Here is a 16,297-nt window from a genome sequence, read left to right as displayed (position 1 = left end):
ATGGCTAGAGATTTAAAATATACAAGAAATATAGGAATTGCTGCGCATATTGACGCAGGAAAAACTACGACTACCGAACGTATTTTGTATTATACTGGGGTGAGTCATAAGATAGGTGAGGTGCACGATGGGGCTGCAACAATGGACTGGATGGAACAGGAGCAAGAAAGAGGTATTACTATTACTTCTGCTGCAACCACTTGTGAGTGGAAGTTTCCTACAGAAAATGGTCAGGCAGTTTCGGATACCAAAGGATATCATTTTAATATTATTGATACTCCAGGGCACGTTGATTTTACGGTAGAAGTAAATCGTTCATTACGTGTTCTTGATGGGTTAGTATTCTTGTTTAGTGCTGTAGATGGTGTAGAGCCTCAATCAGAAACTAACTGGAGACTAGCTGATAATTATAAAGTGCCTCGTATTGGATTTGTGAATAAAATGGATCGTCAAGGATCTAACTTTATGGCTGTATGTCAGCAAGTTAAAGATATGTTAGGGTCTAATGCTGTGCCAATTGTAATGAATATTGGTGACGAGGCGGATTTTAAAGGTATTGTAGATTTAGTGAAAAATCGTGCTATCGTTTGGCATGATGAAACACAAGGATCTACTTTTGATGTAATCGATATTCCTGAAGAATTAAAAGAAGAAGCGGCTGAATTAAGAGGTAAGCTTATAGAAGAGGTTGCGGCTTATGATGAGAATCTTCTTGAAAAATTTATGGAAGATGAGGATTCTATTACAGAAGAAGAAGTACACGCTGCACTTAGAGCTGCTGTTATGGATATGTCTATCATTCCTATGATTTGCGGATCTGCATTTAAGAATAAAGGAGTTCAGTTTTTATTAGATGCGGTATGTCGTTACTTGCCTTCTCCAACAGATAAAGAAGGTATCGTGGGGGTTAACCCTAATACTGATCAGGAAGAAACACGTAAGCCTGATGTGAAAGAACCTTTCTCAGCTTTAGCTTTTAAGATTGCTACAGATCCTTTTGTAGGTCGTTTAGCATTTTTCCGTGCATATTCGGGTCGTTTAGATGCAGGTTCTTATATATTGAACAACCGTTCGGGTAAAAAAGAGCGTATTTCTCGTATTTATCAAATGCACTCTAATAAGCAGAATGCTATTGATTTTATTGAGGCAGGTGATATTGGTGCTGCTGTAGGGTTTAAAGATATCAAGACTGGTGATACTATGACTGATGAAAAGAATCCTATTGTTTTGGAATCTATGGATTTTCCAGATCCAGTAATTGGTATTGCAGTGGAGCCTAAGACAAAAGCTGATGTAGATAAGTTAGGTATGTCTTTAGCAAAACTTGCTGAAGAAGATCCAACGTTTACAGTAAGAACAGACGAAGCTTCAGGACAGACAATTATTTCTGGAATGGGTGAGCTTCACTTAGATATTATTGTTGATCGTTTAAAGCGTGAATTTAAAGTAGAAGTTAATCAAGGTCAACCACAGGTTGAGTACAAAGAAGCTATTACTCAGGCTGCTGATCACAGAGAGGTTTATAAAAAGCAATCTGGTGGTCGTGGTAAATTCGCAGATATTGTATTTACAATTGAACCAGCTGCTGAAGGTGAAGTAGGTCTTCAGTTTGAATCTACAATTAAAGGTGGTAACGTTCCTAAAGAATTTATACCTTCAATTGAGAAAGGATTCAAAATGGCGATGGCTAATGGTCCTTTAGCTGGGTATGAAGTTGATGCTATGAAAGTAACGTTGAAAGATGGTTCTTATCACGATGTGGATTCTGATCAATTGTCATTCGAATTGGCGGCTAAGTTAGGGTTTAAAAACTCGGCAAAAGCTGCAAAAGCTGTGATAATGGAGCCTATTATGAAATTAGAAGTTATTACTCCAGAAGAAAATATGGGTGATATCGTAGGTGATCTTAACAGACGTAGAGGACAAGTTAGTGATATGGGTGATAGAGCAGGTGCAAAAACTGTAAAAGCTACTGTGCCACTTTCAGAAATGTTCGGTTATGTTACTACATTAAGAACATTGTCATCTGGTAGAGCAACATCTACTATGGAATTTTCTCACTATGCTGAGACTCCTTCTAATATTTCAGAAGAAGTGATTGCAGCAGCAAAAGGAGTTAACGCTTAATTTTACAGAAATGAGTCAAAAAATTAGAATAAAACTAAAATCTTACGATCATAATTTGGTAGATAAGTCTGCAGAGAAGATTGTTAAGACCGTTAAAAGTACTGGAGCTGTGGTTACAGGCCCGATTCCATTACCAACACATAAAAAGATTTTTACAGTATTACGTTCTCCGCACGTTAATAAGAAATCTAGAGAGCAGTTTCAATTAAGTTCTTATAAAAGACTTTTGGATATTTATAGCTCGTCTTCAAAAACAATTGATGCGTTAATGAAGCTAGAGTTACCGAGTGGAGTTGAAGTTGAAATCAAAGTTTGATAAAGCTTCTAAGTAAGAAAATCTTACGATAAATGTCCCGAGCTGCGTGCGAGGGAAAAACGGCAAAAGAATACATTCAGGGTTGAAGTATTTTGACCCTGTTTTTTTGCAAAATAATAAGTGAAATACTAATTAATAATTAATAAATATGTCTGGGTTAATAGGAAAAAAGATCGGTATGACCAGCATCTTCGACGAAAATGGAAAGAATATTCCATGTACAGTTATCGAAGCTGGACCATGCGTGGTTACCCAAGTCAGAACTGAAGAAGTTGATGGTTACAAAGCTGTTCAGCTAGGTTTCGATGACAAAGCAGACAAAAATGCTACAAAAGCGGCTTTAGGTCACTTTAAAAAAGCAGGAACTGTTGCTAAACGTGAAGTTGTCGAATTCCAAGGTTTTGATGAGGAGTACAAATTAGGTGATACGATAACAGTAGAGCACTTCGTAGAAGGAGAGTTTGTAGATGTGTCTGGTACATCAAAAGGTAAAGGTTTTCAAGGAGTTGTTAAGAGACATGGTTTCGGCGGTGTCGGACAGGCGACTCACGGTCAACATAACCGTTTAAGAGCTCCAGGTTCGATTGGAGCGGCATCTTATCCAGCTAGAGTATTCAAAGGAATGCGAATGGCAGGAAGAATGGGTGGAGATAAAGTAAAAGTTCAAAACTTAAAAGTGTTAAAAGTAGTTACTGAAAAGAATCTGCTTGTTGTGAAAGGGTGTGTACCTGGACATAAAAATGCTTATGTAACTATTCAGAAGTAATGAAGGTAGCAGTAATTGATATTAACGGAAAAGAAACAGGTAGAAAGGTAGACCTTTCTGATGCTGTTTTCGGTATAGAACCAAACGATCATGCTGTATACTTAGATGTGAAGCAGTATTTGGCTAATCAACGTCAAGGAACTCACAAGGCTAAGGAACGTGCTGAGATTGTAGGTAGTACAAGAAAGATAAAGAAGCAAAAAGGAACTGGTACAGCGAGAGCAGGTAGTATTAAATCTCCTATCTTCAAAGGTGGGGGTAGAATTTTTGGTCCTAGACCACGTAACTATTCTTTTAAATTGAATAAGAATTTAAAAAGATTAGCACGTAAATCTGCACTAAGTATTAAAGCAAATGACAAAGCTATTACAGTTGTTGAAGACTTTACTTTTGATACAATAAAAACAAAGAATTTTACTGCTGTTTTAAAGTCTTTGGGGCTTGAAGGTAAAAAATCTTTATTTGTGTTGGGAGAGTCAAATAAAAATGTATATTTGTCGTCACGCAATTTAAAAAGTTCTGAAGTTGTAACTTCCTCAGAATTAAGTACTTATAAAATACTTAATGCGAAGAATGTTGTGCTTTTAGAAGGTTCTTTGAAAGGAATTGAAACGAATTTAAGTAAATAGAAGCCATGAGTATCTTAATAAAACCTATTATTACGGAAAAGGCTACTGCTGATAGTGAGGTGTATAACCGCTATGGTTTTGTAGTTGATAAAAAAGCGAATAAGGTAGAGATCAAAAAAGCAGTTGAAGCTGCTTATGGAGTATCTGTTACTAAAGTTCGAACTATTAATGTCCGTCCGGACCGTAAAACTCGTTATACAAAAACGGGTATGGTTACTGGTAAAACAAAAGCTATTAAAAAAGCTATTGTACAGGTGGCGGAAGGTGATGTAATTGATTTATATAGTAATCTTTAAGACTAAGAAATGTCAGTAAGAAAATTGAAACCAATTACCCCAGGTCAGCGTTTTAGAGTAGTTAATGGGTACGATGCCATTACTACTGATAAGCCGGAAAAAAGCCTATTGGCTCCGAAAAAAAGATCTGGAGGTAGAAACAATCAAGGAAAAATGACCATGCGCTACAAAGGTGGTGGTCATAAAAAAAGGTATCGTATTGTTGATTTTAAACGTGATAAGCAGGGAATTCCTGCTACCGTAGCAACAATAGAGTACGATCCAAACAGAACTGCTTTTATCGCGCTTCTAAATTACCAAGATGGTGAGAAGCGTTATATTATAGCTCAAAACGGTCTACAAGTTGGTCAGAATGTTGTTTCTGGAAGCAATGTTGCTCCTGAAATAGGAAATGCAATGCCGCTTAGTGATATTCCATTAGGTACAATCATATCTTGTATAGAGTTACGTCCTGGTCAAGGTGCTGTTATGGCGCGTAGTGCTGGTTCGTTTGCGCAGCTTATGGCTAGAGATGGTAAGTTTGCGACTGTAAAATTACCTTCTGGAGAAGTGAGATTAGTGTTAGTTAATTGTATGGCTGCTATAGGAGCTATCTCTAACAGTGATCATCAGCTAGTTGTAGGTGGTAAAGCAGGTAGAGGAAGATGGTTAGGTCGTCGTCCTCGTACAAGACCAGTAGCTATGAACCCTGTTGATCATCCAATGGGTGGTGGAGAAGGTCGTTCGTCTGGAGGTCACCCTCGTTCTAGAAAAGGTCTTCCTGCTAAAGGATTTAGAACCCGTTCTAAGACGAAAGCGAGTAATAAATATATTGTAGAACGTAGAAAGAAATAATAAGATATGGCACGTTCATTAAAAAAAGGACCTTACATTCACTATAAGTTAGAGAAAAAGGTAGCTGCGAATGTAGAGGCTAATAAAAAGACTGTGATAAAAACTTGGTCAAGAGCATCAATGATATCTCCGGATTTTGTTGGTCAAACGATCGCAGTACATAATGGTCGCCAATTTGTTCCTGTATATATTACAGAGAATATGGTAGGTCATAAACTAGGAGAATTTTCGCCAACACGTTCTTTCAGAGGGCACGCTGGTGCTAAAAATAAAGGTAAAAAATAATTTAAGCTATGGGAGTTCGTAAAAGAGAAATGGCAGAAAGAATTAAGGAAGAGAAAAAGCAGATTGCTTTTGCTAAACTTAATAACTGCCCTACTTCACCTCGCAAGATGCGCTTAGTAGCAGATTTGGTACGTGGTGAGAAAGTTGAAAGAGCGCTTCATATTCTTAGATTTAACCCTAAAGAAGCATCACGTCGTTTAGAAAAGTTATTGCTTTCTGCGATAGCTAACTGGCAAGCGAAGAATGAAGACGCAAACATCGAAGAAGCAGACCTTTTTGTAAAAGAGATTCGTGTAGATGGAGGTAGTATGTTAAAAAGACTACGCCCTGCTCCACAAGGTCGTGCACACAGAATAAGAAAACGCTCTAATCACGTTACAATCGTGGTTGCAGCAAAAAATAATACACAAAGCTAATATAAATAGTATGGGACAGAAGACAAATCCAATCGGAAATCGCCTTGGTATCATCAGAGGATGGGAGTCCAACTGGTATGGAGGTAATGACTACGGTGACAAACTTGCCGAAGACGATAAGATTAGAAAGTACGTACACGCACGTTTATCTAAGGCTAGTGTATCTAGAGTAATTATTGAGCGTACGCTTAAACTTGTAACCGTTACTATCACTACTGCTAGACCTGGTATTATTATCGGAAAAGGTGGTCAAGAGGTAGACAAGTTAAAAGAGGAGCTTAAGAAAATTACAGATAAAGAAGTTCAGATCAATATCTTTGAAATTAAGAGACCAGAACTTGATGCATTTCTAGTTGGATCTAGTGTTGCTAGACAAATTGAGAGTCGTATCTCTTATCGTCGTGCAATTAAGATGGCTATTGCGGCTGCAATGAGAATGAATGCAGAAGGTATCAAAATTCAAATTTCAGGACGTTTGAATGGAGCTGAGATGGCTCGTTCAGAGTCTTATAAAGATGGTCGTATTCCTTTATCAACGTTTAGAGCTGACATAGATTATGCTTTAGTTGAGGCACATACTACTTATGGTAGATTAGGTGTAAAAGTATGGATTATGAAAGGCGAAGTATATGGTAAGAGAGAGCTTTCTCCTTTAGTTGGTCTTTCTAAGAAACAAGGAAAAGGAGGCGATAGAGCCGGACGAGGTGGAAATAATAAATCACGTCGTAGAAAGTAATTTTTTAAAGTAAATTAACAATGTTACAGCCTAAAAGAACAAAATTCCGTAAACAACAAAAAGGACGTATGAAAGGTCTTGCTCATAGAGGGCATACTCTTTCTAATGGAACTTTCGGAATTAAATCATTAGATTCAAGTTTTGTTACTGCTAGACAAATAGAAGCAGCACGTATTTCTGCTACTCGTTATATGAAAAGAGAAGGTTCTCTGTGGATTAAGATTTTCCCAGACAAGCCTATTACAAAGAAACCTCTTGAAGTACGTATGGGTAAAGGAAAAGGAGCTGTAGAATATTGGGCAGCAGTAGTAAAACCAGGAAGAATCTTATTTGAGATCAGTGGTGTCCCTTATGATGTAGCTAAAGAAGCATTACGCTTAGCTGCTCAAAAGTTACCAGTAAAAACTAAGTTTATCGTAGCTAGAGATTATCAAGCTTAATAATTGAAGATTATGAAACAATCACAAGTAAAAGAGTCATCTACAGCTGAATTGCAAGAAGAACTTGGTAAATATCGAAAAGAATATTCAGATTTAAAAATGGCTCATGCGATGTCTCCATTAGAGAATCCTTTACAGTTGCGTAAAGTAAGAAGATCTATTGCAAGAATGGCTACTGAGTTAACTAAAAGAGAATTAAACGGTTAATTCTGCTGAAAGATGGAAAAAAGAAACTTAAGAAAAGAGCGTATAGGTGTAGTTACTAGTAACAAGATGCAAAAATCAATCGTTGTTGCTGAAGTAAAAAAAGTAAAACACCCGATGTACGGAAAGTTCGTGTTAAAAACAAAGAAATATGTTGCACACGACGAGAAAAATGACTGCAATATTGGTGATACTGTAAAGATCATGGAAACAAGACCTATGAGTAGAACCAAATGCTGGAGATTAGTAGAAGTAATTGAAAGAGCGAAGTAATTATGGTACAACAAGAGTCTAGATTAAAAGTAGCAGACAACACAGGTGGTAAAGAAGTTTTAGTTATCCGTGTTTTAGGTGGTACAAAAAGAAGATACGCCTCTGTAGGAGACAAGATCGTTGTCAGTGTTAAAGAAGCAACTCCTAATGGAAACATTAAAAAAGGAGCGGTTTCTACTGCAGTTGTAGTTCGTACCAAGAAAGAAGTGCGGAGACCAGATGGTTCTTACATTCGTTTCGACGATAATGCTTGTGTTCTTTTGAACCCTGCAGGAGAAATGAGAGGAACACGTGTTTTTGGTCCTGTAGCAAGAGAACTTCGTGATAAACAGTTCATGAAGATTGTTTCACTAGCGCCAGAAGTGCTTTAATAGTATAGCAAAGATGACAAAGCTAAAAATTAAATCAGGAGATACAGTAAAGGTTATCGCTGGAGACAATAAAGGTCAACAGGGAACTGTACAGAAAGTATTGAAAGATAAGAACAAGGCAATTGTAGAAGGTGTAAACCTAGTGTCTAAACACCAAAAGCCTAGTGCTGCTAATCCACAAGGTGGTATAGTGAAGCAAGAAGCAGCTATTCATATTTCTAACTTAACATTGTTAACCTCTAATGGGGATGCAACTAGAGTAGGATATAGAGTAGAAGGAGATAAGAAAGTAAGATTTTCTAAAAAATCTAATGAAGTAATATAGTTATGGCTTATATCCCAAGACTAAAACAAGAGTATAAGGACAGAGTAATGTCTACTCTTACAGAAGAATTCAGTTATAGTAATGTAATGGAAGTGCCAAAACTTAAAAAAATTGTTTTAAGTAGAGGTGTAGGTGCAGCTGTAGCTGATAAAAAGTTAATTGACTACGCTGTAGATGAATTAACAATGATCACAGGTCAAAAAGCCGTTGCTACAATTTCTAAAAAAGATGTTGCGACTTTCAAGCTACGTAAAGGAATGCCAATTGGTGCTAAGGTTACGTTAAGAGGAGAAAGAATGTACGAATTTTTAGATCGTTTAATTACTTCAGCTTTACCTCGTGTAAGAGATTTTAATGGAATTAACGCTACTGGTTTTGATGGTAGAGGTAATTATTCATTAGGAATTACTGAACAGATCATTTTCCCGGAGATTGATATTGATAAAGTGAACAAGATTTCAGGAATGAATATCACTTTTGAAACTTCAGCAAATACGGATAAAGAAGCAAAATCATTGTTAACAGAACTAGGGTTACCTTTTAAAAAGAATTAATTATGGCTAAAGAATCAATGAAAGCCCGTGAGGTGAAGAGAGCAAAAACAGTTGCTAAATATGCTGAAAAACGTAAAGCTTTAAAAGAAGCTGGAGATTATGATGCATTACAGAAACTTCCAAAAAATGCGTCTCCAATCCGTATGCATAATCGTTGTAAATTAACAGGAAGGCCAAAAGGATATATGCGTCAATTTGGTATTTCTCGTGTTACATTTAGAGAGATGGCTAATCAAGGATTAATTCCAGGAGTAACTAAAGCTAGTTGGTAATAACAAAAAATTAATTGATCTCAGGTTCGATTATACTAATTGAAAACCAAGATCATAAATTATATACAATGAATACAGATCCTATAGCAGATTATTTAACCAGAATACGTAATGCAAATAGTGCTCAACATAGAGTTGTTGAGATTCCTGCATCGAAGGTTAAAAAAGAGATCACTAAGATATTATTCGATCAGGGATATATTTTAAGTTATAAATTCGAAGATAATACAACACAAGGTAGTATTAAGATAGCTCTTAAATACAATAAACTAACAAAAGAACCTGTAATAAAAGAATTACAAAGAATCAGTAAGCCTGGTTTGCGTAAATATGCAGGATCTAGCGAGATACCAAGAATTCTTAATGGATTAGGTATTGCGATTGTTTCTACTTCTCACGGTGTAATGACTGGTAAACAGGCTAAGCAAGAGAATGTAGGTGGTGAAGTACTTTGTTACGTATATTAACAGTATAAAAGACAAAAGAAATGTCAAGAATAGGAAAAAATCCAGTAACTATTCCGTCTGGTGTCACTGTAGAAGTGACAGGTAATGTTGTTACTGTTAAAGGAAAATTAGGAGAGCTTACACAAGAGATAGATGCTATCAATGTGAAAGTAGAAGAAGGTCAGGTTGTTCTAGAAAGACCTACGGAAGCTAAGGATCATAAAGCAAAGCATGGCTTGTACAGAGCTTTGATTAACAATATGGTGCAAGGTGTGTCTGAAGGTTTTACTAAAGAGTTGGAATTGGTTGGAGTAGGTTATAGAGCTTCTAATCAAGGACAAAAATTAGATTTAGCTTTAGGTTTCTCTCACAATATCGTTTTAGATGTTGCTCCAGAAGTGAAAATAGAGACTATATCAGAAAAAGGTAAAAACCCGATCGTAAAATTAACTTCCCATGATAAACAATTAGTGGGACAGGTAGCAGCTAAAATTAGAGGTTTCCGTAAGCCAGAGCCTTACAAAGGTAAAGGAGTTAAATTCGTAGGAGAACAATTAAGAAGAAAAGCAGGTAAATCTGCATAATAACGAAGTTATGGCATTCTCAAAAGATTTAAGAAGATTAAAAATCAGAAAGCGAATCCGCGGTAAAGTAAGCGGAACAGAACAACGTCCTAGATTATCTGTTTTTAGAAGTAATAAAGAAATCTATGCACAAATCATAGATGATGTTACCGGTAAAACTATCGGTTCAGCTTCTTCAAGAGATAAAGATATTGCTGCTGCATCAGGTAATAAAGCAGAAAAGGCAAGCTTGGTAGGTAAAGCCCTTGCTGAAAAAGCTAAGGAAGTTGGTATAGATACCGTATCATTTGATAGAGGTGGATATTTATATCACGGAAGAGTAAAATCATTAGCTGAAGGAGCTAGAGAAGCAGGACTTAAATTCTAAGAAATTATGTATCAAAAATATAAAAACGCAGAATTAGTAAAACCAAGTGGACTTGAATTAAAGGATCGTTTAGTTGGAGTACAACGTGTTACTAAAGTAACTAAGGGTGGTAGAGCATTTGGATTCTCTGCTATTGTAGTTGTAGGAGATGAAAACGGTGTTGTAGGTCACGGGTTAGGTAAGTCTAAAGAAGTTGCTGAAGCTATTGCAAAAGCAGTGGAAGACGCTAAGAAAAATTTAGTCCGTATACCATTAACTAAAGGAACATTACCTCATGAACAAAAGGGTAAGTACGGTGGAGCAAGAGTATTATTAATGCCTGCTGCAACTGGTACAGGAGTTATCGCGGGTGGAGCTATCCGTGCGGTATTAGAATCAGTTGGTGTTCACGATGTACTTTCTAAAAATCAAGGATCGTCTAACCCACACAATGTGGTGAAAGCAACGTTTGATGCTTTATTGCAAATGCGTAGTGCAGAGCAAGTAGCAAAACAACGTGGTGTTTCACTTGAAAAAGTGTTTAAAGGATAAATATAGGAACGATGGCAAAGATTAAAATAACTAAAGTAAAAAGCGCGATTAACCGTACTCAGAGACAAAAAAGAACTCTGGAGGCTTTAGGTCTTAAAAAGATCGGTCAGGTTGTTGAGCATGATGACACTCCTAATATCCTTGGGATGGTAAATAAAGTTAAACATTTAGTTTCTGTAGAAACAAAATAATATAAGCACATGGATTTAAGTAACTTAAAACCTGCTGCAGGTTCAGTAAAAAATAACAGTAAGCGATTAGGTCGTGGTCAGGGTTCCGGAAAAGGTGGAACTGCCGCTCGTGGTCATAAAGGAGCGAAATCTCGTTCTGGATACTCTAGAAAGATAGGATTTGAAGGTGGGCAAATGCCTCTTCAAAGACGTGTACCAAAATTTGGTTTCACTAATATCAACAGAAAAGAGTATCAAGGGATAAACCTAGATACGCTACAAAAGTTAGTTGATGCTGGTAAAATAACTGATACAGTTGATTTAGACGTGTTATTAAATACACGTCTTGCAGGAAAGAATGATTTAGTTAAGATACTGGGAAGAGGTGAGTTAAAGGCTAAATTAAAAGTCACAGCTCATAAATTTACAGCCACTGCAAAAGCAGCTATAGAAGCAGCAGGCGGCGAAGCAGTAACCTTATAAAAGACATTTCATGAAATTTATTGATACAATAAAAAACATTTGGAAAATTGAAGAACTAAAAAATAGAATTCTAGTTACACTGGGATTGCTTTTGGTTTATCGTTTTGGAGCGCAGGTAGTTTTACCTGGAGTTGACGCGGCAGAATTAGCTAATTTGGGTACTCAAACTCAAGATGGTTTATTAGGGTTGCTTAATGCATTCACAGGAGGAGCATTTGCTAATGCTTCTGTATTTGCTTTAGGGATTATGCCTTATATATCCGCTTCTATTGTTGTTCAGTTGATGGGAATAGCTATTCCTTATTTGCAAAAACTACAAAAAGAAGGAGAAAGTGGAAGAAAGAAAATTAATCAGATTACGCGTTGGTTAACAATTGCGATTACCTTGGTTCAAGGTCCTGGTTATATTTATAACTTGTTCGCTACACTACCTCCTGCTGCCTTCAGTACGGAAATAAGTCAAACTGTTTTCGTTGTATCATCTGTAATAATATTAACTACTGGATGTATATTCGCTATGTGGTTGGGTGAGAAGATTACCGACAAAGGTATTGGTAATGGTATTTCATTATTGATAATGGTTGGTATTATCGCTACTTTACCTCAATCATTTGTTCAGAATTTTATTTCTAGAACATCTGGTGAAGGTGGAGACATTATAATGGTGTTGATAGAACTAGTGATATGGTTTGTAATAATATTGGCGTCTGTATTATTGGTAATGGCTGTTCGTCAGATTCCTGTGCAGTATGCTAGAAGAACTGCTAGTGGAGGGTATGAAAAGAACGTTTTTGGTTCAAGACAATATATTCCATTAAAGTTGAATGCTTCAGGAGTGATGCCAATTATATTTGCTCAAGCTATTATGTTTATCCCTGCTGCTGTTGCTGGTCTTTCTGAATCAGAAACTTCGCAAGGAATAGCTGCTGCTTTTAGCGATATTTTTGGATTATGGTATAATTTATTATTTGGATTATTAATCATAATATTTACATATTTCTATACTGCTATTACCGTTCCAACTAATAAAATGGCTGATGATTTAAAAAGAAGTGGTGGTTTTATACCTGGAATTAGACCAGGTAGTGAGACTGCAGAGTATTTAGATAAGATCATGTCACAAATAACATTACCAGGATCTATTTTCCTAGCGTTAATTGCTGTTTTTCCTGCAATAGCTGTAAAGCTTTTAGGTGTTCAACAAGGTTGGGCATTGTTTTTCGGTGGGACTTCATTATTAATTATGGTTGGAGTTGCTATAGATACAATGCAACAGGTTAATTCATATTTATTGAATAGGCATTATGATGGATTGATGAAAACTGGTAAAAATAGAAAAGCGGTAGCATAAAATGGCAAAACAACCAGCAATAGAACAAGACGGGAGTATAATCGAAGCTTTATCAAATGCAATGTTTCGAGTAGAATTAGAGAATGGTCACGTAGTGACAGCTCATATTTCGGGTAAAATGCGTATGCATTATATTAAATTATTACCAGGAGATAAGGTGAAGTTAGAAATGAGTCCTTATGATTTATCTAAGGCTCGTATAACATACAGATACTAATAATTTTAAGAATATTAGTTAATTAAGATTTTTTACGTACTTTTGCGGGCTGAAAATCTTGTTAACGAGACCTTCTGAAATGCTTACTAAGTATTTTCAGGATTTAAACACAAAGAGATGAAAGTTAGAGCATCAATAAAAAAGAGAAGTGCCGAGTGCAAGATTGTGCGTAGAAAAGGCCGACTTTACGTAATTAATAAAAAGAATCCTAGATTTAAACAAAGACAAGGGTAATTATGGCAAGAATTGCAGGGGTAGATATACCTAAACAAAAGCGAGGAGTTATAGCATTAACCTATATCTTCGGAATTGGTAGAAGTAGAGCTAAAGAAATTTTAGACGTTGCCAAAGTAGATGAAAGTATTAAAGTTTCTGATTGGGATGATGACCAGATTGGTCGTATTCGTGAAGCTGTAGGAGCCTATACCATAGAAGGAGAATTACGTTCTGAAGTACAGTTAAATATCAAACGTCTTATGGATATAGGATGTTACAGAGGTATTCGTCACAGAGCAGGTTTACCACTTAGAGGTCAACGTACTAAGAATAATTCTAGAACGCGTAAAGGAAGAAGAAAAACAGTTGCTAACAAGAAAAAAGCAACTAAATAATAAGTAGTATGGCAAAGTCAACTTCAAAAAAACGTAAAGTAATTGTTGAGTCAGTAGGAGAAGCACACGTAACAGCATCTTTTAACAACATTATTGTTTCGTTAACAAATAAAAAAGGAGACGTAATTTCTTGGTCTTCAGCTGGAAAAATGGGATTCAGAGGTTCTAAAAAGAACACACCTTATGCTGCACAATTAGCTGCGGAAGATGCTGCTAAGGTTGCTATCGAAGCTGGACTGAAGAAAGTAAAGGTATACGTTAAAGGTCCGGGGAACGGAAGAGAATCTGCAATACGTTCTATTCATAACTCAGGAATTGAAGTTTCAGAAATTATTGATGTAACTCCAATGCCTCATAACGGTTGTCGTCCTCCAAAAAGACGTAGAGTATAAGTAAATGCATCCCGAATATTTTCGGGATCTTTTATGTTTTATATTATAATTAAAGTAAGTCAAATGAGGAACAAAGGATTATCGAAGGAAAGTGACCTTAATTCATATCCTCCTCAACAATTAAATTAATAAGAAAATGGCAAGATATACTGGTCCAAAAACAAAGATCGCTCGTAAGTTTGGAGAAGCGATATTCGGTGACGATAAGTCATTCGACAAGAGAAATTATCCTCCTGGTCAACACGGAAATAACAGACGAAGAGGAAAGAAAAGTGAATATGCAATCCAGTTAATGGAGAAGCAAAAAGCTAAATACACATATGGAGTATTAGAACGTCAGTTCAGAAATATGTTTGAAAAAGCGACAAGATCTACAGGTATTACAGGTGAAGTTTTACTTCAATTGTGTGAATCTCGTTTAGATAACGTTGCTTTTAGAATGGGACTTTCAAATTCTCGAAGAGGAGCTAGACAATTAGTTTCTCACAGACATATAACTGTAAATGGGGAATTAGTAAATATTCCTTCTTACCAATTGAAGCCTGGTGATGTTGTTGGGGTAAGAGAAAAATCAAAATCATTAGAAGTTATCCAAAACTCTCTTGCTAACAATAGTAAAGTGTACGAGTGGATTACTTTTAATAATGATACAAAAGAAGGTACTTTCGTATCGGTTCCGGCAAGAATTCAAATTCCGGAAAACATTAACGAACAATTCATCGTCGAATTATATTCGAAGTAATAACTCTTAGAAGAAACAATAATATGGCAATATTAAATTTTCAGAAGCCCGATAAAGTTATCATGATCGACTCTAGTGAGTTTGATGGTAAATTTGAATTTAGACCATTAGAACCTGGGTACGGATTGACAGTTGGTAACGCTTTACGAAGAGTTTTGCTATCTTCTTTAGAGGGATTCGCTATAACTTCTTTAAGAATTGAAGGGGTAGATCACGAATTTTCTACTATTTCTGGAGTTGTAGAAGATGTAACAGAGATTATTCTTAATCTTAAACAGGTACGTTTTAAACGTCAGATTGAAGATATCGATAATGAATCGGTTACAATTTCAATTTCTGGTCAAGAGCAATTAACTGCTGGAGACTTCCAAAAATTTATTTCAGGTTTTCAGGTTCTTAACCCGGATTTGGTTATCTGTAATATGGATAAAAAAGTAGCTCTTAACCTAGAGATTACTATAGAAAAAGGAAGAGGATACGTTCCTGCAGAAGAAAATAAGAAAGCCAATGCTCCGATAGGTACAATCTTCACAGATTCTATATATACACCTATCAAAAATGTTAAGTATAGTATTGAGAATTATCGTGTAGAACAAAAAACAGATTACGAAAAATTAGTTTTTGAAATTGTTACTGATGGTTCAATTCATCCTAAAGATGCATTAACTGAAGCTGCTAAGATTCTTATACACCACTTTATGTTATTCTCTGATGAGCGTATAACATTAGAGGCTGATGAGATAGCACAAACAGAAACATATGATGAGGAATCATTACATATGAGACAATTGTTGAAAACTAAATTGATCGATATGGATCTCTCTGTAAGAGCACTTAATTGTTTAAAGGCTGCAGAAGTAGATACTTTGGGAGATTTGGTATCATACAACAAAAACGATTTAATGAAGTTCCGTAACTTCGGTAAGAAATCTTTAACTGAGCTAGAAGAGCTAGTAAATGTTAAAGGACTTAATTTTGGTATGGATCTTTCTAAATACAAATTAGATAAAGACTAACACATCATATTTTGCTCTCTACACGAGGTAGATTGAGCAAGATGGTGTTTAAATTTTAACGTCATGAGACACGGAAAAAAAGTAAACCACTTAGGTAGAAAAACTGCACATCGTAAAGCTATGCTTGCTAATATGGCTTGTTCTCTTATAGAGCATAAGAGAATAAACACTACTGTGGCAAAGGCTAAAGCGCTTAAGCAATTTGTAGAGCCATTAGTAACTAAGTCGAAAGAAGACACAACGCATAATAGACGTCTTGTTTTTAGTAAGCTTCGTAACAAGTATGCAGTTGCAGAATTGTTTAGAGATGTTGCTGCAAAAGTTGGTGACAGACCTGGGGGGTATACAAGAATAATCAAATTAGGAAATCGTCTTGGAGATAATGCTGATATGGCGATGATAGAGTTAGTTGATTATAATGAGTTATATAACGCTGGTAAACCTGCTAAAAAGAAATCTACTCGTCGAGGTAGAACTAAGAAAGCGGAAACTGCACCAGTAGTAGAAACTCCTAGTTCTGAAGAAGAATAAATGAAAAATGTG

The 16,297-nt window shown here is 36.1% G+C and carries 30 protein-coding genes; all 30 read left to right on the top strand.

Translation table 11 applies throughout. From position 1 onward, the window contains the following. A complete protein-coding gene (gene fusA / locus D1815_RS11785) occupies positions 1 to 2,127 on the top strand; it encodes an elongation factor G (RefSeq protein ID WP_027392554.1) in 2,127 nt (708 codons plus the stop codon). Positions 2,128 to 2,137: 10 nt separating this feature from the next. Beyond that, entirely contained in the window at positions 2,138 to 2,443 is a 306-nt protein-coding gene (gene rpsJ, locus D1815_RS11780; protein ID WP_010181931.1) for a 30S ribosomal protein S10, read from the top strand. 148 nt (positions 2,444 to 2,591) lie between these two features. After that, positions 2,592 to 3,209: a 50S ribosomal protein L3 gene (gene rplC, locus D1815_RS11775; RefSeq protein WP_027392553.1), complete on the top strand. Its 618-nt coding sequence runs from the start codon at positions 2,592 to 2,594 to the stop codon at positions 3,207 to 3,209. Further along, positions 3,209 to 3,838, top strand: coding sequence for a 50S ribosomal protein L4 (gene rplD, locus D1815_RS11770; RefSeq protein WP_118387132.1), 630 nt, complete (start codon positions 3,209 to 3,211; stop codon positions 3,836 to 3,838). Before rplC ends, rplD begins: the two co-directional genes overlap by 1 nt. 5 nt (positions 3,839 to 3,843) lie before the next feature. Continuing rightward, positions 3,844 to 4,134, top strand: coding sequence for a 50S ribosomal protein L23 (rplW, locus tag D1815_RS11765; protein ID WP_027392551.1), 291 nt, complete (start codon positions 3,844 to 3,846; stop codon positions 4,132 to 4,134). A gap of 9 nt (positions 4,135 to 4,143) precedes the next feature. Continuing rightward, on the top strand, positions 4,144 to 4,968 hold the full coding sequence (rplB, locus tag D1815_RS11760; protein ID WP_118387130.1) for a 50S ribosomal protein L2: 825 nt from the start codon (positions 4,144 to 4,146) through the stop codon (positions 4,966 to 4,968). 6 nt (positions 4,969 to 4,974) lie between these two features. Beyond that, the gene (gene rpsS, locus D1815_RS11755; protein ID WP_027392549.1) at positions 4,975 to 5,253 is read left to right on the top strand and encodes a 30S ribosomal protein S19; all 279 of its coding nucleotides are present in this window, start codon (positions 4,975 to 4,977) and stop codon (positions 5,251 to 5,253) included. Between the two features lie 8 nt (positions 5,254 to 5,261). Then, entirely contained in the window at positions 5,262 to 5,669 is a 408-nt protein-coding gene (gene rplV / locus D1815_RS11750) for a 50S ribosomal protein L22 (RefSeq protein ID WP_027392548.1), read from the top strand. Positions 5,670 to 5,679: 10 nt separating this feature from the next. Further along, positions 5,680 to 6,405, top strand: a complete 726-nt coding sequence (rpsC, locus tag D1815_RS11745; RefSeq protein ID WP_091411336.1) for a 30S ribosomal protein S3 — start codon at positions 5,680 to 5,682, stop codon at positions 6,403 to 6,405. A 20-nt stretch (positions 6,406 to 6,425) separates the two neighbouring features. Then, entirely contained in the window at positions 6,426 to 6,845 is a 420-nt protein-coding gene (gene rplP / locus D1815_RS11740; protein WP_118387128.1) for a 50S ribosomal protein L16, read from the top strand. 12 nt (positions 6,846 to 6,857) lie between these two features. Further along, on the top strand, positions 6,858 to 7,052 hold the full coding sequence (gene rpmC, locus D1815_RS11735) for a 50S ribosomal protein L29 (protein ID WP_118387126.1): 195 nt from the start codon (positions 6,858 to 6,860) through the stop codon (positions 7,050 to 7,052). 12 nt (positions 7,053 to 7,064) lie between these two features. After that, positions 7,065 to 7,322 (top strand): 30S ribosomal protein S17, encoded by a 258-nt coding sequence (gene rpsQ / locus D1815_RS11730; protein ID WP_027392544.1) that lies wholly within the window; start codon positions 7,065 to 7,067, stop codon positions 7,320 to 7,322. Between the two features lie 2 nt (positions 7,323 to 7,324). Then, positions 7,325 to 7,693 (top strand): 50S ribosomal protein L14, encoded by a 369-nt coding sequence (gene rplN, locus D1815_RS11725; RefSeq protein WP_027392543.1) that lies wholly within the window; start codon positions 7,325 to 7,327, stop codon positions 7,691 to 7,693. Positions 7,694 to 7,706: 13 nt separating this feature from the next. Further along, on the top strand, positions 7,707 to 8,018 hold the full coding sequence (gene rplX, locus D1815_RS11720; protein WP_118387124.1) for a 50S ribosomal protein L24: 312 nt from the start codon (positions 7,707 to 7,709) through the stop codon (positions 8,016 to 8,018). 2 nt (positions 8,019 to 8,020) lie between these two features. Beyond that, entirely contained in the window at positions 8,021 to 8,572 is a 552-nt protein-coding gene (rplE, locus tag D1815_RS11715; protein ID WP_118387122.1) for a 50S ribosomal protein L5, read from the top strand. 2 nt (positions 8,573 to 8,574) lie between these two features. After that, positions 8,575 to 8,844, top strand: coding sequence for a 30S ribosomal protein S14 (rpsN, locus tag D1815_RS11710; protein ID WP_118387120.1), 270 nt, complete (start codon positions 8,575 to 8,577; stop codon positions 8,842 to 8,844). A gap of 68 nt (positions 8,845 to 8,912) precedes the next feature. After that, positions 8,913 to 9,311 (top strand): 30S ribosomal protein S8, encoded by a 399-nt coding sequence (rpsH, locus tag D1815_RS11705; RefSeq protein ID WP_091411328.1) that lies wholly within the window; start codon positions 8,913 to 8,915, stop codon positions 9,309 to 9,311. Between the two features lie 20 nt (positions 9,312 to 9,331). After that, positions 9,332 to 9,874, top strand: a complete 543-nt coding sequence (gene rplF, locus D1815_RS11700) for a 50S ribosomal protein L6 (protein WP_027392539.1) — start codon at positions 9,332 to 9,334, stop codon at positions 9,872 to 9,874. Positions 9,875 to 9,884: 10 nt separating this feature from the next. Continuing rightward, the gene (rplR, locus tag D1815_RS11695) at positions 9,885 to 10,241 is read left to right on the top strand and encodes a 50S ribosomal protein L18 (RefSeq protein WP_118387118.1); all 357 of its coding nucleotides are present in this window, start codon (positions 9,885 to 9,887) and stop codon (positions 10,239 to 10,241) included. A 6-nt stretch (positions 10,242 to 10,247) separates the two neighbouring features. Further along, positions 10,248 to 10,772, top strand: a complete 525-nt coding sequence (rpsE, locus tag D1815_RS11690) for a 30S ribosomal protein S5 (protein ID WP_027392537.1) — start codon at positions 10,248 to 10,250, stop codon at positions 10,770 to 10,772. 11 nt (positions 10,773 to 10,783) lie between these two features. Next, a complete protein-coding gene (gene rpmD / locus D1815_RS11685) occupies positions 10,784 to 10,963 on the top strand; it encodes a 50S ribosomal protein L30 (RefSeq protein ID WP_027392536.1) in 180 nt (59 codons plus the stop codon). 9 nt (positions 10,964 to 10,972) lie between these two features. Continuing rightward, on the top strand, positions 10,973 to 11,425 hold the full coding sequence (rplO, locus tag D1815_RS11680) for a 50S ribosomal protein L15 (protein ID WP_027392535.1): 453 nt from the start codon (positions 10,973 to 10,975) through the stop codon (positions 11,423 to 11,425). 10 nt (positions 11,426 to 11,435) lie between these two features. Then, entirely contained in the window at positions 11,436 to 12,776 is a 1,341-nt protein-coding gene (gene secY / locus D1815_RS11675) for a preprotein translocase subunit SecY (RefSeq protein ID WP_027392534.1), read from the top strand. A gap of 1 nt (position 12,777) precedes the next feature. After that, positions 12,778 to 12,993: a translation initiation factor IF-1 gene (gene infA, locus D1815_RS11670; protein WP_010181908.1), complete on the top strand. Its 216-nt coding sequence runs from the start codon at positions 12,778 to 12,780 to the stop codon at positions 12,991 to 12,993. A 117-nt stretch (positions 12,994 to 13,110) separates the two neighbouring features. Continuing rightward, positions 13,111 to 13,227 (top strand): type B 50S ribosomal protein L36, encoded by a 117-nt coding sequence (gene ykgO / locus D1815_RS11665; RefSeq protein WP_013621733.1) that lies wholly within the window; start codon positions 13,111 to 13,113, stop codon positions 13,225 to 13,227. Positions 13,228 to 13,229: 2 nt separating this feature from the next. Continuing rightward, positions 13,230 to 13,604, top strand: a complete 375-nt coding sequence (gene rpsM, locus D1815_RS11660) for a 30S ribosomal protein S13 (protein WP_027392533.1) — start codon at positions 13,230 to 13,232, stop codon at positions 13,602 to 13,604. Between the two features lie 8 nt (positions 13,605 to 13,612). Beyond that, positions 13,613 to 13,996 (top strand): 30S ribosomal protein S11, encoded by a 384-nt coding sequence (gene rpsK, locus D1815_RS11655; RefSeq protein WP_027392532.1) that lies wholly within the window; start codon positions 13,613 to 13,615, stop codon positions 13,994 to 13,996. A 136-nt stretch (positions 13,997 to 14,132) separates the two neighbouring features. Further along, positions 14,133 to 14,738: a 30S ribosomal protein S4 gene (rpsD, locus tag D1815_RS11650; RefSeq protein ID WP_027392531.1), complete on the top strand. Its 606-nt coding sequence runs from the start codon at positions 14,133 to 14,135 to the stop codon at positions 14,736 to 14,738. A 23-nt stretch (positions 14,739 to 14,761) separates the two neighbouring features. Continuing rightward, the gene (locus tag D1815_RS11645) at positions 14,762 to 15,754 is read left to right on the top strand and encodes a DNA-directed RNA polymerase subunit alpha (protein ID WP_027392530.1); all 993 of its coding nucleotides are present in this window, start codon (positions 14,762 to 14,764) and stop codon (positions 15,752 to 15,754) included. A gap of 63 nt (positions 15,755 to 15,817) precedes the next feature. Then, positions 15,818 to 16,285 carry a 50S ribosomal protein L17 gene (gene rplQ / locus D1815_RS11640; protein WP_027392529.1) on the top strand — a complete coding sequence of 156 codons (468 nt, stop codon included), beginning with the start codon at positions 15,818 to 15,820 and terminating at the stop codon, positions 16,283 to 16,285. Positions 16,286 to 16,297 lie beyond the last annotated feature (12 nt).

The sequence above is a fragment of the Aquimarina sp. AD1 genome (genome assembly GCF_003443695.1).
GTDB lineage: Bacteria > Bacteroidota > Bacteroidia > Flavobacteriales > Flavobacteriaceae > Aquimarina > Aquimarina latercula.
This window is presented reverse-complemented; position numbering and strand designations above follow the sequence as displayed.

What these genes read in the sequence shown, in the direction of transcription:
- fusA (WP_027392554.1), top strand. Translation starts at nt 1, where the DNA reads ATGGCTAGAGATTTAAAATATACAAGAAATATAGGAATTGCTGCGCAT.
- rpsJ (WP_010181931.1), top strand. Translation starts at nt 2,138, where the DNA reads ATGAGTCAAAAAATTAGAATAAAACTAAAATCTTACGATCATAATTTG.
- rplC (WP_027392553.1), top strand. Translation starts at nt 2,592, where the DNA reads ATGTCTGGGTTAATAGGAAAAAAGATCGGTATGACCAGCATCTTCGAC.
- rplD (WP_118387132.1), top strand. Translation starts at nt 3,209, where the DNA reads ATGAAGGTAGCAGTAATTGATATTAACGGAAAAGAAACAGGTAGAAAG.
- rplW (WP_027392551.1), top strand. Translation starts at nt 3,844, where the DNA reads ATGAGTATCTTAATAAAACCTATTATTACGGAAAAGGCTACTGCTGAT.
- rplB (WP_118387130.1), top strand. Translation starts at nt 4,144, where the DNA reads ATGTCAGTAAGAAAATTGAAACCAATTACCCCAGGTCAGCGTTTTAGA.
- rpsS (WP_027392549.1), top strand. Translation starts at nt 4,975, where the DNA reads ATGGCACGTTCATTAAAAAAAGGACCTTACATTCACTATAAGTTAGAG.
- rplV (WP_027392548.1), top strand. Translation starts at nt 5,262, where the DNA reads ATGGGAGTTCGTAAAAGAGAAATGGCAGAAAGAATTAAGGAAGAGAAA.
- rpsC (WP_091411336.1), top strand. Translation starts at nt 5,680, where the DNA reads ATGGGACAGAAGACAAATCCAATCGGAAATCGCCTTGGTATCATCAGA.
- rplP (WP_118387128.1), top strand. Translation starts at nt 6,426, where the DNA reads ATGTTACAGCCTAAAAGAACAAAATTCCGTAAACAACAAAAAGGACGT.
- rpmC (WP_118387126.1), top strand. Translation starts at nt 6,858, where the DNA reads ATGAAACAATCACAAGTAAAAGAGTCATCTACAGCTGAATTGCAAGAA.
- rpsQ (WP_027392544.1), top strand. Translation starts at nt 7,065, where the DNA reads ATGGAAAAAAGAAACTTAAGAAAAGAGCGTATAGGTGTAGTTACTAGT.
- rplN (WP_027392543.1), top strand. Translation starts at nt 7,325, where the DNA reads ATGGTACAACAAGAGTCTAGATTAAAAGTAGCAGACAACACAGGTGGT.
- rplX (WP_118387124.1), top strand. Translation starts at nt 7,707, where the DNA reads ATGACAAAGCTAAAAATTAAATCAGGAGATACAGTAAAGGTTATCGCT.
- rplE (WP_118387122.1), top strand. Translation starts at nt 8,021, where the DNA reads ATGGCTTATATCCCAAGACTAAAACAAGAGTATAAGGACAGAGTAATG.
- rpsN (WP_118387120.1), top strand. Translation starts at nt 8,575, where the DNA reads ATGGCTAAAGAATCAATGAAAGCCCGTGAGGTGAAGAGAGCAAAAACA.
- rpsH (WP_091411328.1), top strand. Translation starts at nt 8,913, where the DNA reads ATGAATACAGATCCTATAGCAGATTATTTAACCAGAATACGTAATGCA.
- rplF (WP_027392539.1), top strand. Translation starts at nt 9,332, where the DNA reads ATGTCAAGAATAGGAAAAAATCCAGTAACTATTCCGTCTGGTGTCACT.
- rplR (WP_118387118.1), top strand. Translation starts at nt 9,885, where the DNA reads ATGGCATTCTCAAAAGATTTAAGAAGATTAAAAATCAGAAAGCGAATC.
- rpsE (WP_027392537.1), top strand. Translation starts at nt 10,248, where the DNA reads ATGTATCAAAAATATAAAAACGCAGAATTAGTAAAACCAAGTGGACTT.
- rpmD (WP_027392536.1), top strand. Translation starts at nt 10,784, where the DNA reads ATGGCAAAGATTAAAATAACTAAAGTAAAAAGCGCGATTAACCGTACT.
- rplO (WP_027392535.1), top strand. Translation starts at nt 10,973, where the DNA reads ATGGATTTAAGTAACTTAAAACCTGCTGCAGGTTCAGTAAAAAATAAC.
- secY (WP_027392534.1), top strand. Translation starts at nt 11,436, where the DNA reads ATGAAATTTATTGATACAATAAAAAACATTTGGAAAATTGAAGAACTA.
- infA (WP_010181908.1), top strand. Translation starts at nt 12,778, where the DNA reads ATGGCAAAACAACCAGCAATAGAACAAGACGGGAGTATAATCGAAGCT.
- ykgO (WP_013621733.1), top strand. Translation starts at nt 13,111, where the DNA reads ATGAAAGTTAGAGCATCAATAAAAAAGAGAAGTGCCGAGTGCAAGATT.
- rpsM (WP_027392533.1), top strand. Translation starts at nt 13,230, where the DNA reads ATGGCAAGAATTGCAGGGGTAGATATACCTAAACAAAAGCGAGGAGTT.
- rpsK (WP_027392532.1), top strand. Translation starts at nt 13,613, where the DNA reads ATGGCAAAGTCAACTTCAAAAAAACGTAAAGTAATTGTTGAGTCAGTA.
- rpsD (WP_027392531.1), top strand. Translation starts at nt 14,133, where the DNA reads ATGGCAAGATATACTGGTCCAAAAACAAAGATCGCTCGTAAGTTTGGA.
- D1815_RS11645 (WP_027392530.1), top strand. Translation starts at nt 14,762, where the DNA reads ATGGCAATATTAAATTTTCAGAAGCCCGATAAAGTTATCATGATCGAC.
- rplQ (WP_027392529.1), top strand. Translation starts at nt 15,818, where the DNA reads ATGAGACACGGAAAAAAAGTAAACCACTTAGGTAGAAAAACTGCACAT.